The sequence below is a fragment of the Cytobacillus oceanisediminis genome (assembly GCF_022811925.1).
GTDB lineage: Bacteria > Bacillota > Bacilli > Bacillales > Cytobacillaceae > Cytobacillus > Cytobacillus oceanisediminis_D.
The window spans coordinates 2851249-2867818 of sequence record NZ_CP065511.1; the positions used below are offsets into that span (position 1 = coordinate 2851249).

Below are 16570 nucleotides of genomic sequence, written 5' to 3' on the forward strand. Positions count from 1 at the left end.
CCCTTTTGCTGAAATTTAAACCTCCAGCTTATAGAAAATCTTATGTGCCGATTCATAGGAGTCTATTAATTCAGCTGATTGAAGGGTTGCTCCGATTTCGTCCAGCCCTTTTAACAGCTGATCTTTTCGATAAGAAACGATATCGAATTCGACCATGTACCCGAATGAGTCTTCAATTCTTTGATTCTCTAAATCTACCCGAAGCTGATAACCAGATGATTCATTGCTTTTTTGAAACAGAACTTCAATATCCTTTTCAGGCAAGACTACTGGCAGGATGCCATTTTTAAAACAATTATTATAGAAAATATCAGCGAATGATGGTGCCAGGATTACTCTAATCCCATATTCTGCAATTGCCCAGGGTGCATGCTCTCTGGATGAACCGCAGCCAAAGTTTTTCCTTGCCAGCAGAATTGGTGCATTCCGGTAAGGTTCTCGATTTAGAATGAAATCCGGTTTTTCCCTGCCATTTTCGTATCGCCATTCGTAGAAGAGGAATTCGCCAAATCCAGTCCTTTCAATTCTTTTTAAAAACTGTTTTGGAATGATGGCATCTGTGTCAACATTTGCAGCATCAAGCGGAGCAACTATGCCTGTAAATCTGGTAAAAGACTTCATTGTACACTGACCTCCTTGCTATATTTAACAGGCCACTCCCTTACATCTATAAACCGGCCGGCAATCGCTGCTGCTGCAGCCATTTCAGGACTGACCAAATGGGTCCTCGCATTTCTTCCCTGCCTGCCTTCAAAATTACGGTTGGAAGTGGATGCACAGCGTTCTTCAGGAAGAACCAAATCCTCATTCATACCGAGGCACATGCTGCAGCCCGCTTCTCTCCATTGAAAACCGGCATTGATAAAAATTTGGTCGAGCCCTTCAGCTTCTGCCTGCATTTTTACAAGCTGTGAACCAGGAACAACAAGCGCTTCCACCTGTTCAGCAACTTTGTAACCGTTTACGATTTTTGCCGCTTTTCGAAGATCTTCTATCCGGCTGTTTGTGCAGGAGCCGATAAAGACTTTATTGATAGCAATTTCTGTGATGGGTGTTCCTGGCTGAAGGTCCATGTACTTTAATGCTTTTTTAGCTGGTCCTATTTGATCTGCAGGTAAATCTTCCATTAACGGTATATCTTCTGTAATACCTGCTACCTGGCCCGGATTCGTCCCCCAGGTAACCTGTGGGATTACTTCAGCTGCATTAATGTCAGCAGTCAGATCAAATTCGGCATCTTCGTCAGTATAATATTTCTTCCATTCTGCAAGAGCCTCTTCCCACTCCATTCCATCAGGAACAGCTTGTTTCCCTTTCAAATAGTTAAAGGTTTTTTCGTCAGGCTGAATCAGTCCTGCCCTTGCTCCCATTTCAATGCTCATATTGCATACGGTCATTCGCTCTTCCATTGTTAAATTGCGTATGGCTTCACCGCGATACTCCACAACATAGCCTGTTGCAAAATCATGACCATACTTTCCAATGATTGAAAGAATCAGATCTTTGGCAGTCGTTCCTTGCGGCAAATTGCCGTGTATATTTATGGCTAATGTTTTGGATTTAAATTGCTTTAATGTCTGAGTGGCAAGGACATGTTCTACTTCACTTGTGCCAATGCCAAAGGCAAGTGCGCCGAATGCTCCATGTGTGGAGGTATGGCTGTCACCGCAGACGATGGTCATACCGGGCTGTGTTAACCCCAGCTCCGGAGCAATGACGTGTACAATTCCCTGATTTCGGCTTTCCAGGTCAAAAAGCTGTATGCCGAACTCCCTGCAGTTTATTGCCAGAGCGTCGACTTGCTTTTTGGCGATTGGGTCTTTAAAAGGAAGAGAACGGTCGGTCGTTGGAATGCTGTGATCCATGGTAGCCACAGTCAGATCCGGCCTTCTCACTTTGCGATTCTTACTTCTTAAGCCTTCAAATGCCTGAGGTGATGTGACCTCATGTACTAAATGAAGATCAATGTATAAAAGAGAAGGCTTATTCTGTTCCTCCACGACAGCATGCTTTTCCCAGATTTTCTCATATAAGGTCCGCCCCATTCTGAAGCCCTCCTAAATGATATTATTTTTCTTCAATTCTTCTAATCTCTCTTCATTGAACCCAAGAAGGCCTGTGTATATTTCATGATTATGCTTGCCCATTTCTTCCGGGCCGGCATGCTTCACTTCTCCTGGTGTCCTGCTTAATTTTGGGACAATGCCAGGCATCGGGAATTCTCCCAGCTGCGGATGATCTACTTTAATTATCATGTCGCGTTCCTTATAATGCGGATCTTCCAGAATATCTTTAGCCGTATAAATGAGCCCTGATGGAACGCCCTTATATTCAAGAATTTTAAGCGCTTCTTTAGCGGGGAGAGTCTTTGTCCATTCTTCGATCATGGAATCAAGAAGCTTCATGTTTTCCCCTCTTGCATGGTGGGTCGCGAATCTTGAGTCATCTGCCAATTCCGGCTGCTCCATGGCCTCGCATAACCTGCGGAACACTCCATCTGCATTGGCCCCTATAACGATGTAAGTTTTATCCTGTGTGAAGTAAATGTTGGATGGAGCTACACCTGGCAGGATATTGCCCATTCTTTCCCTTATGTATCCTGCTAAGAGATAATCCGGAATAATGCTTTCCATCACAGAAAAGACAGATTCATAGAGGGCCGTATCGACAACCTGTCCTTTTCCTGAGCGCTCCCTCTCGTGTAATGCAACCAGGCAGCCAATTGTAGCAAAAAGTGCAGCCAAAGTATCGCCCATTGAGACACCAATTCTTGAAGGCGGCCTGTCAGGGAAACCGGTTACATTTCTGAGCCCGCCCATTGCTTCACCGACGCTTCCAAAGCCTGCACGATGCTTATAGGGTCCTGTCTGTCCATAGCCCGAAGTCCGTACCATAATTAATTTAGGGTTGATTTCGGAAAGTGCTTCATAAGACAGATTCCATTTTTCCATTGTCCCTGGGCGGAAATTCTCAATGACAACATCAGCTTCTTTAATAAGCTCCCTTAAAACCTGCTGTCCTTCTTCCTCCCTGAGATTTAATGAAATCGATTTTTTATTCCGCGATTGAATAGGCCACCAAAGCCCTATACCATCTTTTGATTTTCCCCAATTTCTCATGGGATCTGATTTACCCGGAGGCTCGACCTTAATAATTTCAGCACCGAAGTCACCTAAAAGCCGCCCGGAGAATGGGCCTGCTAAAAGAGTGCCCAGCTCGATGACTCTGATATCTTCCAGTGGAAGCTGTTTTTCTGACATGGATTTCCCTCCCGATATTTCTTGAATGTGTTGTTAAATTTAAATTTTCTTAATCTTGTATACAAATTTAATTGTTTGTATACAATAAGTCAATGTAAATTTTATAATTTTTCTGATATTTTTAAAGAACCTTTATATAATCATGTTTCACAACAAATATTCAGAATATTTGTTGTAATAATACTACTGTTTGTATACAATACAATTGAGGTGTTGATATGGATGCATACGAATTTATTAGAGATGCCATTATTGAAGGGAAATTTGTCCCTGGCATGCGGCTTGCTGAGGAATCATTGGCTAAAGAGATGAACCTTAGCCGCACTCCTATTAGAGAGGCAATAAAACAGCTTGAAGCAGAAGGCCTCGTCATTCCATTAAAGCGCGGTGTCAGCGTAAGGCATTTTACAAAAGATGATATACGGCAAATCTATGACCTGCGCACACTTCTGGAAGGGTACGCTGCCAGTCAGGCGGCGATCCACCGGACAGAAAATGACCTACTGGAAATGAAAAAAGCCAATATTTTATATGAAGAAGCAATTAGCCGATATGTGGAATCTGATATGGAAAGCTTGAAAGATATTGTTCAGGTAAACCAGAAATTTCATGAAACGATAGTGAATGCTTCCAAAAATGAGCATATTCATTTCCACATATCAAAGGTTGTCGTAGTTCCAATCGTGTTCAGGTCCTTCTATTGGTATAACAGCTTTCAGCTTAAACAATCCCTTGAGGTACATAAAACCATTTTGGAAGCAATCAAAAATCGGGAACCCGAGCGTGCCCGCATTGCCATGCATGAGCATATTTATCAAGGCCGTGATCATGTTTTGAAGCACCTGGAACAAATTAAAAATATTCATCTGCTGAAGGAGGAAGTAAAATGATTGAAATTTGTGAAGTTGGTCCACGTGATGGTTTGCAAAATGAGTGCAAAATTGTTCCAACGGAAACAAAAGTTGAATTGATTACCAGATTAATTGATTCCGGCATCCGCAATATAGAAGCCGTATCTTTTGTCAATCCGAAGGTTGTTCCTCCCATGGCTGATGCAGAGGAAGTTTTGAAATCGCTTCCTAAAAGAAATGGCGTCCGGTACGGCGGTCTGGTTTTAAGCCGTTCAGGGCTTGAACGCGCACTTAAGACCGATGTGGATTTTCTTCATGTTGTAACAACAACAAGTGATTCATTCAATTTACGGAATGTGAAAAGGACTGTTGAGCAGGCCGTTGGTGAGCTCTCTTTAGTGATTAAGGAAGGCGCTGCATCTGGAAAGGGTGTGGCTGGGGTATTAGGAACAGCATTCGGCTGCCCTTTTGAAGGGGAAGTTCCTTTAGAAAACGTGCTGAAAGTGGCAGAGAGATTTGTGGAAGCCGGCTGTACGGAAATCACCCTGGCTGATACAACGGGCATGGCGAATCCCATTCAGGTCCAAAAGATGACAGATTCATTTTTCGATGCATTTGGAAGAGATTTTTCGCTTGGCCTTCACTTTCATAATACACGCGGTTTGGGACTGGCAAATGTTTTGGCGGGTTATCAGGCGGGTGTCCGTCGCTTTGATTCCTCCATTGCCGGGCTTGGCGGATGTCCATTTGCCCCGAAAGCAGTCGGGAATGTTTGTAGCGAAGATATGATCAATATGTTCCACGGAATGGGTGTGGATACAGGGACAGACCTTCCTTCTGTACTGGAAACAGCAAAGTGGATGGAAACAGTGATGGAACGGCCGCTGGATGGAATGTTAATGAAGGCGGGAATAGCTTAATTGCGGGAAAAGCCATCTGGGGGATGGCTTTTTTTAGTCGTTATGGCTGAAAACGAACAATTTTTATCTTTTGAATACATCTTTTCCCCAGTTTGCTAGTTCTGTTCCTCATATTCTTGACTTGTTTCCCCATTTTTTAAATTGCTTTCCCCTTTTTCTGTGATTCTTTCCCCGATTTTTCAATTGTTTTCCTATAGTCCACAATTGTAGAAATTTTAAACTTTAAAATAAACCCTTTGTGATCTTTCACCTTTATGTGGTATACCCATATTGGAAAGTAATCTCGTTGCTGAATTTAAGGAACCTACATGTGTGAATTCTCTAAACTCCTTACTAGTGATGACTGGCTTAATCAGCAGAAAATAATCCTGGACAGCTTGATGATGAGCTCTGTCGGATATGGATTTGCAGGTAGGGCAATGCCATTTTCCCCAATGAAAGATCATTGGGAGTGAGGAACATACAGGACAATATACACCAGTAAGAAGGGTATCGGGATAAATATCTAAATATTTCATTACATCAATTTCATGCTCGACATGTTTTTTCAAAAGTGTATGGCTAATTTTTTTTATTTGTTTTTCATTTAATCTCTCAATAGAATATGATTTTTTAATAGAGTTAAGGTTACTTAACAATCGGTGGGCATGCATAACTTTTTTTGAGGTTTGTTTAGATGGAGATTTGATGATGGTGGAAGGACTGCTAAAAATTACGGCAAATTCTATGGGGATATCCGGGAACCCATTTGCCGACAGCCACTATTTTAATTGCCTGCTTTGGTGTTCAGCTTGGGAAATGGGGTCGTGGAAAGCTTCCTCCTTTTCGTTATGGATTCGTATGAGCTGGTGGAATTCGGGTTCAAAGATGATGGTTCCGTTCCAGTTTTTCACCTCAAGGATCATGGCGAATTCTTTCGTTAGAAGCAAGGTATCAATCTGGAAAAATTGACTTCCATTCGAAAGCCGGAGGCCATGGTATATCCAATACTCTTTTTCGTCCAAAAAACTTAAATAATAATCCAGCTTTTGTTCCCCTATATATCCAGCTCTGCGTTTGTTCAATTCAGATACTGCCCTCTCCCTCCCCGGCTCCATTTCAGGCATGCGCCTTATTAATGCTTCAAGTTTTGTTATAAAATCGGATACCTTTCTTTCTTTTTTTATCAATTTAAATCACTCCTCTCCTTTTATTATAAAAGAGTTCAGGTTTTCACCTAAACTCCTTTTACTACAGTTTAAATCTGCTAATCAACCCTTTCAAATCCTCCGCCATGCTCGTAAGCTGGTCTGCAGAGAGTGATATTTCCTCCATTGATGCAGCCTGCTCTTCCGTTGAAGCCAGTACACTTTGTGTGGCCATGGCTGATTCATTTGCCACATGGGATATCTCGTCCATGGATTGAACCATTTGCTGAGAACCGACAGACATTTGCTGAATGGCTGATGCGACTTCCTCCATTTGATCCGTCACTGTGCTGACAGACTGCTGGATTTGTTTGAATGAATCGCCTGCATCCTTCATGACTTCCATTCCTTCTGTTACTTCATGATTAACTGTATCCATTGTTTGGACTACCTGATTGGTTTCTTCCTGGATTTTAGATATCAGCTGGCTGATTTGCAGAGTGGATTCCGCAGATTTTTCAGCGAGATTTCTAACCTCGTTTGCTACAACGGCAAAGCCTTTTCCCTGTTCTCCTGCGCGTGCCGCCTCAATAGCAGCATTTAAAGCCAGAAGATTTGTTTGAGCGGCAATGCCTGTAATCACTTCGATGATCTTTCCGATCTCCTGTGAACGCTGGCCAAGGCCTTTTACCACCTTGGATAAATCCTGTACATTTACATGAATGGAGTTCATTTGGCATCCTGCTGTTGAAATGGATGCAGACCCATGATTTGCTTTTTCCAGTGAATCGTTGATTTGCTCTGTAACCTGTTCTGAATTTGCCGCGACCTGTGTCAGGCTTTCGGACATCTGCATGATGACATTGGAAGCAGTTCCGACTCCCTTGACCTGATCATCGGCACCTGCTGCTACTTCTTCAATGACCTCAGCTATATGGCTTGTTGCCATATTGGTCTGCTGGGCACCTGATGATAGCTGCTGTGCATAATGTGTGACTTCGTTCGAAGCCAAAACCACTTTATTCAGCACTTCCTGCCAGGCAGATGCAGTATGATTCAGTGCTGAAGCAATCGATCCAAGCTGTCCCACTGATTTTTCGTCAAGCCTTGTGGACATATTTCCATCTGCAAGTTCATTAATAAAGGCATTAATTTTGCTGATGGGTGCAATAAACTTGCGATAGTTCATAAATGCGGATAATATTCCCGCAAGCGAACCAAGGATTACCATAAAAGCTATGGTGAACCAAAACGCACTGCCATCCAATCCATTACCAACACATACAGAAACGCCAATGACTAATACAGCCGGGATAATGACGATTAAAGTGCGGAGCATGTAGCTAAGTTGACTCATGAAACTTTCCCCTTTTTCTATCTTTTATTATTATAAAAAAATGATTTACAAGTTCCTCCTCAAATAACTTCTTTTACCACCAGACAATTTGATTATAGTGGATGAAAGGAAAATATATCAATATATTTCGAAGGATTATTTTTAAAATAATTGAAATAGTTCGTCACTTTTTACAAATAGAAATGCCAGCCTCCCAAGAAGCTGGCATTTTTAATCAAATCTATTCAGCTGCAGCGGTCCTTCTCTCTTTTTTAGCCATGGAAAGAACTGCAGTGCCAAGAGCAATAATAATAAAAACACTGCCTGCTGCTGCATTGTATTCTACAGAGGTTGTCTCGATCATGATGCCGCCGATCATGCTTCCGAATGCCATTCCCATGTGAACTGCGGAGTTGTTCAATGTTTGCTGGATATCAGAAGTTTCTGGTGTTACTTCAATTAAATAGCTGTGTATGGCCGGTGTGATCGCCCAGCTGAGCATACTCCAAATGACTACCGTGATCAGGAAAACGGGCAGAGAAAAAGCGGCGAATGGCAATGAGAAAAGGGTAATCCCAAACATGGCCAGAAGAGTCAAAATAACAGATTTTGCACCAAAACGGTCAGCCAGGAGACCGCCGATGCCCCCTCCGATTACGGCGGCAATTCCGAAAATCAGGTAAACAATGCTGACCCAGTTGCCATCAAGCCCCATTTTCATCTTCAGGAATGGAGTAAGGTAACCGTAAAAAGTTAAATGGCCAGTCATTAAAAGGAACGATGTTATCTGTGTTAGAGCGATTTTGCGGCTTTTCAGGGTTTTAAGCTGGACTCCTATTGGAACGGCGGGCTTTGGAGCAACTTTGCCCATAAAGAAATGAACGCCTGCCATTGATATGACTGTCAGTGCAGATATGAGTACAAACGGAGCGCGCCAGCCAAAAACATTTCCAAGCATCAATCCAATGGGGACACCTAGCACAAGGGATGCACTGATTCCCATAAAGACGATGCCGATGGCACGGGCACGATATTCTTCTGAGACGATGTAGGAAGCCATTGTCATACATAATGCGATGAGCAGTGAGCCGCTTGCTGCCGCTAAAATCCGGCCAACTAATAATATACTGTAAAGCGGGCTAAATACGGCAACAATATTTCCGGCCAAAAATACAGCCAATGATATCATCATTAAACGGCTACGTTCCATTTTAACCGTTATCGTGAGCAGGACAGGCGCAGCAATGGCAAAGGCGAGCGAAAATACTGTAATTAACAGACCCGCCTGACCCAAACTGACACCGAGATCTGAAGCTACAAGATCCAGCAGCCCGCCTATAATCAGTTCCACCATTCCAACAACAAACGATATGATTGCTAATAAATAGATGCGTTTATCCAAGCTGAACTTCCTCTCTAGTATTCATGCTGTTCTCTAAAATTTTTATAAAATAACATCTTAACATACCAAATAGCTTTAGCTCAAAGGAAAGAATAATCTAAAAATAATAAATGCTATTTTGTAAATATTATTTCTTTTTTGGGATAAAATATAAATACCTTACTAAAACAACTTCCATAAATTTCATGTTTGAATATAACAATTAAATAGGAATTTAAATAACAAATACTGTAAAGGAGTTGATTCATTTGTTGGACAATCAAGCAAAGAAAGAGCGCAGTTTATCCCCTCTAACATCATCTGTGATTGACGAAATACAGCCTGCCGGTACAACTCCTGCTGACACAACTGCCATAAATAGCATTGAACCTGAATTTGATCTTACTGGAACAGTTTTAAATGACTATAACTAAGTGATAATCCCTGCGGGTCTCCGGCAGGGATTATTTAATATTAAAATTATATTTTTGTACTTCGATAACTGTCTAGCTCCAGCGCCTACCCCCTCGAGGTGTCGGGGGTGGGCAAGGCGCTTCCGCTTTTCTTTTGGCAAGTTTGTCCGATGCCCAGCATATGCATGTAGTATTCCTTGTGTTTAACTTGGAAAATAACCAAATGGAGCAGGATTTATGATTTATTTGTTAGTGGTTATTTTCATTATTGTACTTGTCATGCCTTTTCTTTCTGAGTTTGTGGAAAAAAATCTGGAGATGTTTTTATTTGTGATGGGGCTTTTAGCTGCAATGGCAAGCGGAGTACTGAATAGCGGACTTTTTGTAAAAGCAGCACAGGAACCTTTAAAAATTACTCTTGCTGTCTTTATTGCAGGACTGCTGTTTAAATGGTTTCAGGCAAATTTGGAAAGAAGCATACTCTCAGTAAGCCGGATTATGCCTTTTCGTTTATTTGCAGCTTTGACTGTCATTTTTCTTGGGTTAATTTCAAGTGTTATTACAGCTATTATCGCTGCGTTAGTTCTTGTATTAATCGTCAGTGCTCTGCGGCTGGACAGAAGCTCTGAAATCAGGCTGACCGTACTCGCCTGTTTTTCGATTGGCCTGGGCGCAGCATTGACGCCGATTGGCGAACCGCTTTCCACCATTGCAATCAGTAAAATGAAAGAAGACTTCTTCTTTTTGATGGAATTGGTTGGACCGCAAATCACCATTGCCCTCCTATTTTTCGGAATTATTGCCGCACTGGCTGTTAAGCCTCCTGTTTCAGGGAAAGCATCCTTTACTAAAAAGCCTGCCAGAGAAAACTATGAAGAAATCTTTGTCAGGGCTTTAAAAATATATTTCTTTGTCATGGGCTTGACTATGCTTGGGGCTGGTTTTGAACCGTTAATCAACCACTTTTTAATAGGTTTAAATCCGCTTTTATTATATTGGATCAATATGATTTCGGCTGTATTGGACAATGCAACACTTGCAGCTGCTGAAATTAGCCCATCAATGGACCATTTTACCGTTCAATCCATTCTTCTTGGACTCCTGATCAGCGGCGGAATGCTCATTCCCGGGAATATTCCCAATATTATTGCTGCTGGTAAACTGCAGATTACGAGTAAAGAGTGGGCAGTATTCGGGGTTCCTTTTGGGTTGATTACGATGATTGGATATTTTGTACTTATTATAGTGTCGGGAAATTGAAAAGGGCTGCTGGCAGTCCTTTTTATTTTCACTCCGTCCAGGCCGCATTGCACGGACCTTTGTTTACATAACATTTTTATTATATCTTTAAAAACAAAAATAGAAGCTGCATGCCGCAGCCTCTCATAATAATTACCCATTCATTTTCATACTGGCAGCTATGTTCCTCGCTGTTCTTTCCATATAAATTTCTGCCTTCTCCAAAGCTTCCGGAAGGGTTACAATGCCTGGGACAATGCTGAATAGAGCATCGATTCCGTGTTCATGCACAATATCGCTGTCGTCAGATAAAGAACCTGCAAGACCGATTACTGGTATTCCATGTTTCTTTGCCGCTCTAGCCACACCGATAGGCGTTTTTCCATATATGGTTTGGCTGTCAATTTTTCCTTCTCCAGTAATGACAAGATCCGCATCCTTTACCTCATTTTCAAAGTCTACGGCATGAAGGACGATTTCGATCCCTTTTTTTAAGTCTGCATTTAAAAGGGCAAGCAGACTTCCGCCTATTCCTCCGGCAGCACCTGCCCCCTCAATATGGCGGAACGGTTTGCCGAGGGCGTCTTCGACCACATCTGCAAAATGTCCTAAATTCTGATCCAGTATCTGTACCATTTCGGGTGTCGCCCCTTTTTGCGGCCCAAATATAGCAGAGGCTCCTTTTGGACCAGTCAATGGGTTATCAACGTCACAGGCCACTTCGAAATGGACATTACGTAGCCTTGAATCAAGACCTGACATGTCTATTGCTGCAAGCTGTGCAAGCGATTCTCCGCCTGGTCGGATTTCGCTGCCAGTTTTGTCAAGAAGTTTTCCGCCTAGGGCCTGAATCATTCCTGCCCCTGCATCATTTGTAGCACTTCCGCCAATTCCAATAATGATGTGCTGAACACCTAAGTCCAATGCGGCTGCGATTAACTCTCCTGTTCCCCTGGTTGATGTAATTAAGGGGTTGCGTTTTTCTGAAGGAACCAAATGCAGGCCTGACGCAGCTGCCATCTCAATGACTGCTGTCTTTCCATCCCCCATTAATCCAAAGAATGCCTTAACAGGTTCCCCGAGAGGTCCTGTAACTGTTCGTTCTATGATCGAACCTTCCGTTGCATCAACAAGCGATTGGACCGTTCCCTCTCCGCCGTCAGCCATCGGCAATTTTCTGTAATCTGCTTCGGGAAAAATAGATTTAAAACCTCTTTCAATGGCATCAGCAGCCGCAAGTGCCGATAAACTTTCCTTAAATGAATCCGGGGCAATCACGATTTTCATATTTGATCCTCTCCCTTTCTATTAGCCAAAAAGCTTAAAGACTCCAAATATAAGTGTAGAAATGACTGCAAGAGTTAAACCGATAAGCGATTCATATGGCATCAGCTTCAAGCGCTCCTTAATATCCATATTGACACTTCCCGCAGTTGCATGGAAAAATCTTCCGTGCGGCAAATGAACCAGTACGGTAGCTCCCGCATGGATCATGGCAGCGCCTGCAAGCGCTGATTATTAAGGCACCTGCTACCATTCCATAAGCAGGCTGAACTTTTTTCAAGATTAATAGTATGGCAATGACTAAGGCTGTTATTGCTCCTAAAGCGCTTACAGTTACCTCCACATTTAGCCCTCCCATGATGATTTGCTTATAAATCTATTGTAAGCGGTTTGCCTTTTCTATTACATCGTGGATGATGATGAAAAAAACGACTAGAACTCTCTATTAATTGTGCAATTGCACAATTATCTTAAATCATTTACTAATTTCGCCACATAAAGTTCGAATAACATTTTCACATTGCGGGGGTCTTTTCCAGTAAATTCAGTTATCTTATCCAGACGGTATCTCAGGGTATTGCGGTGAATAAATAAGTGATCCGCTATTTTGCCAAGATCTCCTCCCTCTTTTATGAAAACATCAAGAGTATGTGCCAGCTCCCCTTTTTTATCCTGGACAAGGAGCCGGTCATAAAAAGAAAATGTATGTTCTTCCTTTTGGGCGAGCATGGATAGCTTTATTTCCAGCCAGTAATTTTCATAACTGTAATAAGCGGCGTCACGATGAATCTTTGGGCCAAGGACAGTCAGCTGCTGCGCATGCCGATAGGAGGACTTCAAGCCGCTTATGTTCTCCGATGTGTTTCCAATAGCAACTGCTGCTTTCCTCTTTGAAAGGCCGGCAATCCTCTTTAAAGCAGCGACTTGTTCTGAATGCTCCCCTGCTTTTAATATGACAATTTCATTATTGAACGTAACCCCTGTTAAATCCTGTTTTCCCAATTCAAAATGGATGTCATTGATAAGCTTTTGATTCATGGTTCCCAGTTCTTCGTGCAGCTTGAGCACAATCACGGTTCTCGGGATTTTCAGGTCATATCCCAGGAAGCCGGCCCTCTCTTCTAACCACGCTTCATTTATGGGTTCTTCAGAAATGAGCAGGTTCACAATCTCACTTTGGAGACGCTGCTTCCATTGTACTCTCTCCAGCAGAAACGATTGCTCCAAAACCAGTTCTGCTGCCATTTTAACAAGCTCTGCGAAATTCCTGATTTGCTCCGGTTCCCCCGTTATGCCGACTACACCAATAATTTGATTATGAAAACGGATGGGAAGATTGATTCCAGGCTTGGCCCCTTTAAGCTCGGCGGCACTTCTTTCATCAATTTCCACACTTTCACCTTTTTTCAGGACCAGCAGAGCTCCATCATGAACCTGATTGATCCTTTCCTTATCACCTGAACCGATAATAACGCCTTCTTCGTTCATAACATTTATGTTTTTGTTCAGGATTTTCATAGTCCGCTCCACTATTCCCTGAGCGAGTTCATAGGATAAAAAATGCACAATCCCCGCCGCCTTCCTGTTTCGTTACTATCAATGTACCATAGTAGATTTGCACAATAAACAAAATAAAAAACCGTGTGTCAGGACACGGTTGAGGAGTTGATTATTTTAATGAGTTCAGATATGCCCATTTACTTTCCCGCTCATCCTCCGACAGGCGATAGCGGTCATCAAGCAATTCGGCGAGAAGTCCATTTTTCTCAGCTGAATGGATAGAAAGTTTTTTAATATGTTCACGGCATTTTGCGAGAAATTCTGAATAACCCGTCCAGCTTTCATCAAATTGTTCATCCAGCTGTTTTTTTAGCTTTCGGGTCAGCTTTGGGCTTGCACCATTAGAGGTGACAGCGATTTGAAGCGGTCCGCGCCTTACAGCTGCCGGAAAGACTACATTTCCTTCTCCTGCTTCATCGACAACACAGACAAGCTGACATGGATCCAGCGACTTTGCCAGATGCTGGTTGGTATCACGATTATTTGTGGCCAGAATCGATAAAAAAGCATCTTTAAAATCCTCAGGCTGCGCTTCCCGCTGAATGAGCTCATATCCTCTTTGACGGGCGAAAGGAATGATTTCGTCTGAAAAAACAGGAGCAACAAACGTAATATGGGCTCGTTCTCCATCAAGGGTTTTCGCTTTTCGACAGGCAATTCTGCCGCCGCCTGCAATGACGATCTTCTGGCTGGTTAAATTAATGAATAACGGCTGCATTCACATTCTCCTCTCCATTCGCTTTTTCAGCGACTAGATTCTGAATAGCCCTATGCCGTCCTAATGTATCAGTTAGTTTCACAGAGCAGTCTGCTCTTATTTTCCTATTTACCTCTCTGATTACCTCACTCAATAAAAGCCCCGGGAATAATAAATATGGGATGACAATGACCCTCCCGCTGGCACCATTGCAAATGGAATCAAGTCCAGCCTTGAAGGACGGGGAAGCAGCTGCCAAATAGCAGACTTGCACATTCCTTACACCAAGCCGCTGGCTGATTCCCCTTTTGATTGAGTCAAAGGATTTAAGAATAGAAGGGTCACTGCTTCCTCTTCCCACAATTAAAAGCGAATCATCAGAACGGATTGGCTGAGCTTCATCTGCCGTAAGCTCTGCAATTGCGTCAAGAATACTGTTCTGGACTCCAAACGGATCCGCCATCCTAACAGTAATGGCCGGGTATTTTTTTATTAAAGGGGCAAGCGCTTCAGGGATATCCTGCTTAATATGACCCGCTGCCAGCAAAAACAGAGGCACAATTACAATTTCTGCTGCTCCCGCATGGACACAGTATTCAAATCCAGCCTCAATGTCTGGCTCTGCTAATTCAAGGAAACAAAGCTTTTGTATAGGAGCGTCTACCTTTTTCATGACACTCCCGATAAAAAGATTTGCTTCGGCAGCACCTTTTTTAGAACGCGTGCCATGGCCGATGTATAGGACAGCTTTCATTTGGCGGCTCCTTTCCTTGATGGACTTTCTTAATTCTGCTTAATCGTAACCTATCCCTATCCATGCACCACAGGGAGATGAGGCGCAATTTCATCTTCGAACCAATTGATTTTGTGATGCATTTTTACCACATCACCAATGACAATCATGCTTGGATTGGTGATGTTTGATTCTTTCACTTTGTTCTCAATATTAGCAAGCGTGCCCGTTACGGTCCGCTGTTCTGAAAGAGTTCCCCAGTGTACGAGTGCGATTGGTGTTTGAGTGGATTTTCCGTTATGAATGAGATTTTTTACAATATTAGGCAAGTGGGAAACACCCATATACACACAAATCGTGTCAACAGCATGCGCCAGGTGGGCCCACTGGTGTTCGGCTTCTTCGTTTCCGGCCTGATGTCCGGTGACAAAAGCGAAACTTTTGCTTAAGGTACGGTGTGTTACAGGAATCCCCGCATAAGCAGATGCCGCGATTCCTGCAGTGACTCCAGGCACAATTTCAAATGGCACATCATTATTGGCACACTCTTCTGCCTCTTCCCCGCCCCTGCCGAATACAAATGGATCCCCGCCTTTTAGCCGACAAACCAGCAAACCTTTTTTTGCATATTTTACAAGCAGATGATTGATGGTTTCCTGCTTCATGACATGATGATTGGGAAGCTTGCCGCAATACACCAGCTGTGCTTCTTTTTTTGCATGGTTTAACAGTTCCCGGTTCACGAGACGATCATATAGAACGACATCTGCCTCCTGCAGGCAGCGCATTCCCTTAACAGTCATAAGTTCCGGATCTCCCGGACCGGCACCTACTAAAAAAACTTTTCCCGTCATTCCCATGACCGCCCTTTCTGTAATGTCTTTTAATATATGCATTTTAACGCTTTTCCTAAGCTAATAATCTAATTGTTTTCTATAATACCATTTTTCAGGGTGAAATAGTAGGAATTATTTTTTCAGAAAAGGAGTCTCCTATTAGAAAGAGACTCCCGGTTTTTATCGCAGTCTAACGGGCAGTAAGATCCCCACTTCAAGACTCAGAAGAATCAATGGAGGATAAGTGGGGGTCCAACTGCCCGTAAAGGCCCGATTGGTTCAACTAACAATCAGCGGGAAAAACTCCCACTGATTGAAGTTTCACTTTATAGGATATTCTTTTCACGCAAATGTGTTAATATCTGCCCGACTGCTTCTTCTACTGTGTACTGGTCAGATCGGACCGTAATTTCAGGTTGTTCAGGCGCTTCATAGGGGGAATCGATTCCTGTAAAATCCTTAATTTCCCCGCGCCGGGCTTTGGCATATAATTGCTTCGGATCCCGCCGTTCACATTCTTCGAGCGGACAGTCAATGAAGACTTCAATAAATTCTCCTTCTTCAAACAGCGCCCTAACCGTTTCCCTGTCCGACCGGAATGGAGAGATAAAGGCAGTTGTGACGATCTTGCCGCTGTCCACAAACAGCTTCGCGACTTCCCCAATACGCCTGATATTTTCATTTCTGTCGGCTTCTGAAAAGCCAAGATCTTTATTTAAGCCGTGTCTGACATTGTCGCCGTCCAGTACATATTCATTGATGCCCTGGCGAAACAGTTCATGGGATACAGCATTTGCAATCGTTGATTTGCCTGAGCCTGATAGGCCGGTAAACCAGAGGACCACACTTCCGTGGCCGTTTTGTGCCCGTCTGTCTTCCTTCGTGATCGCAGCGTCATGCCAGGTGATATTTGTTGCTTTTGTCATTATATCC

16 protein-coding genes and 1 pseudogene are annotated in these 16570 nt (G+C 43.0%); 4 read left to right on the forward strand and 13 right to left on the reverse strand.

Features of this window, described 5'->3' with window-relative positions:
• Positions 1 to 15 precede the first annotated feature (15 nt).
• Genes leuD through IRB79_RS14455 form a run of 3 tightly spaced genes read right to left on the reverse strand, consistent with a single transcriptional unit; the run spans position 16 to position 3260 of the window.
• Positions 16 to 621 (reverse strand): 3-isopropylmalate dehydratase small subunit, encoded by a 606-nt coding sequence (gene leuD / locus IRB79_RS14445; RefSeq protein WP_243503168.1) that lies wholly within the window; start codon positions 619 to 621, stop codon positions 16 to 18.
• On the reverse strand, positions 618 to 2045 hold the full coding sequence (leuC, locus tag IRB79_RS14450) for a 3-isopropylmalate dehydratase large subunit (protein WP_243503169.1): 1428 nt from the start codon (positions 2043 to 2045) through the stop codon (positions 618 to 620). Before leuC ends, leuD begins: the two co-directional genes overlap by 4 nt.
• A gap of 12 nt (positions 2046 to 2057) precedes the next feature.
• A complete protein-coding gene (locus tag IRB79_RS14455) occupies positions 2058 to 3260 on the reverse strand; it encodes a CaiB/BaiF CoA transferase family protein (protein ID WP_243503170.1) in 1203 nt (400 codons plus the stop codon).
• 218 nt (positions 3261 to 3478) lie between these two features.
• Between IRB79_RS14455 and IRB79_RS14460 the strand changes: the two genes are divergently transcribed.
• Together IRB79_RS14460 and IRB79_RS14465 are read left to right on the forward strand one after the other, a co-directional pair.
• Positions 3479 to 4150, forward strand: a complete 672-nt coding sequence (locus IRB79_RS14460; RefSeq protein ID WP_243503171.1) for a GntR family transcriptional regulator — start codon at positions 3479 to 3481, stop codon at positions 4148 to 4150.
• Positions 4147 to 5031 (forward strand): hydroxymethylglutaryl-CoA lyase, encoded by an 885-nt coding sequence (locus IRB79_RS14465; RefSeq protein WP_243503172.1) that lies wholly within the window; start codon positions 4147 to 4149, stop codon positions 5029 to 5031. The genes IRB79_RS14460 and IRB79_RS14465 overlap by 4 nt, the downstream gene beginning before the upstream one ends.
• A 761-nt stretch (positions 5032 to 5792) precedes the next feature.
• Here IRB79_RS14465 and IRB79_RS14470 read toward each other — a convergent pair.
• The 3 genes from IRB79_RS14470 to IRB79_RS14480 form a co-directional block, all read right to left on the reverse strand.
• Entirely contained in the window at positions 5793 to 6200 is a 408-nt protein-coding gene (locus IRB79_RS14470; protein ID WP_243503173.1) for a nuclease-related domain-containing protein, read from the reverse strand.
• A 61-nt stretch (positions 6201 to 6261) separates the two neighbouring features.
• Complete coding sequence (locus IRB79_RS14475) at positions 6262 to 7515, reverse strand: methyl-accepting chemotaxis protein (RefSeq protein ID WP_243503174.1); 1254 nt, start codon at positions 7513 to 7515, stop codon at positions 6262 to 6264.
• Between the two features lie 220 nt (positions 7516 to 7735).
• Entirely contained in the window at positions 7736 to 8896 is a 1161-nt protein-coding gene (locus IRB79_RS14480; protein ID WP_243503175.1) for an MFS transporter, read from the reverse strand.
• A gap of 248 nt (positions 8897 to 9144) precedes the next feature.
• Between IRB79_RS14480 and IRB79_RS14485 the strand changes: the two genes are divergently transcribed.
• Together IRB79_RS14485 and IRB79_RS14490 are read left to right on the forward strand one after the other, a co-directional pair.
• Positions 9145 to 9309: a hypothetical protein gene (locus tag IRB79_RS14485; RefSeq protein WP_243503176.1), complete on the forward strand. Its 165-nt coding sequence runs from the start codon at positions 9145 to 9147 to the stop codon at positions 9307 to 9309.
• A gap of 216 nt (positions 9310 to 9525) precedes the next feature.
• Positions 9526 to 10548 (forward strand): DUF1646 family protein, encoded by a 1023-nt coding sequence (locus IRB79_RS14490; protein ID WP_243503177.1) that lies wholly within the window; start codon positions 9526 to 9528, stop codon positions 10546 to 10548.
• Between the two features lie 132 nt (positions 10549 to 10680).
• Here the strand turns inward: IRB79_RS14490 and IRB79_RS14495 are convergent, their stop codons facing one another.
• The 7 genes and pseudogenes from IRB79_RS14495 to cysC all read right to left on the reverse strand — a co-directional run bounded on the left by IRB79_RS14495 (position 10681) and on the right by cysC (position 16563).
• Entirely contained in the window at positions 10681 to 11814 is a 1134-nt protein-coding gene (locus IRB79_RS14495; protein ID WP_243503178.1) for a glycerate kinase, read from the reverse strand.
• 21 nt (positions 11815 to 11835) lie between these two features.
• Positions 11836 to 12042 (reverse strand): annotated as a pseudogene (locus tag IRB79_RS14500) (GntP family permease); the annotation flags it as partial.
• A 234-nt stretch (positions 12043 to 12276) separates the two neighbouring features.
• Positions 12277 to 13377 carry a sugar diacid recognition domain-containing protein gene (locus tag IRB79_RS14505; protein WP_243503179.1) on the reverse strand — a complete coding sequence of 367 codons (1101 nt, stop codon included), beginning with the start codon at positions 13375 to 13377 and terminating at the stop codon, positions 12277 to 12279.
• 103 nt (positions 13378 to 13480) lie between these two features.
• The gene (locus IRB79_RS14510) at positions 13481 to 14089 is read right to left on the reverse strand and encodes an NAD(P)-dependent oxidoreductase (protein ID WP_243503180.1); all 609 of its coding nucleotides are present in this window, start codon (positions 14087 to 14089) and stop codon (positions 13481 to 13483) included.
• The gene (locus IRB79_RS14515) at positions 14070 to 14822 is read right to left on the reverse strand and encodes a sirohydrochlorin chelatase (RefSeq protein ID WP_243503181.1); all 753 of its coding nucleotides are present in this window, start codon (positions 14820 to 14822) and stop codon (positions 14070 to 14072) included. Before IRB79_RS14515 ends, IRB79_RS14510 begins: the two co-directional genes overlap by 20 nt.
• Positions 14823 to 14878: 56 nt before the next feature.
• Positions 14879 to 15655, reverse strand: a complete 777-nt coding sequence (gene cobA / locus IRB79_RS14520) for a uroporphyrinogen-III C-methyltransferase (RefSeq protein ID WP_243509423.1) — start codon at positions 15653 to 15655, stop codon at positions 14879 to 14881.
• 308 nt (positions 15656 to 15963) lie between these two features.
• Positions 15964 to 16563 carry an adenylyl-sulfate kinase gene (cysC, locus tag IRB79_RS14525; RefSeq protein WP_243503182.1) on the reverse strand — a complete coding sequence of 200 codons (600 nt, stop codon included), beginning with the start codon at positions 16561 to 16563 and terminating at the stop codon, positions 15964 to 15966.
• Positions 16564 to 16570: the final 7 nt, after the last annotated feature.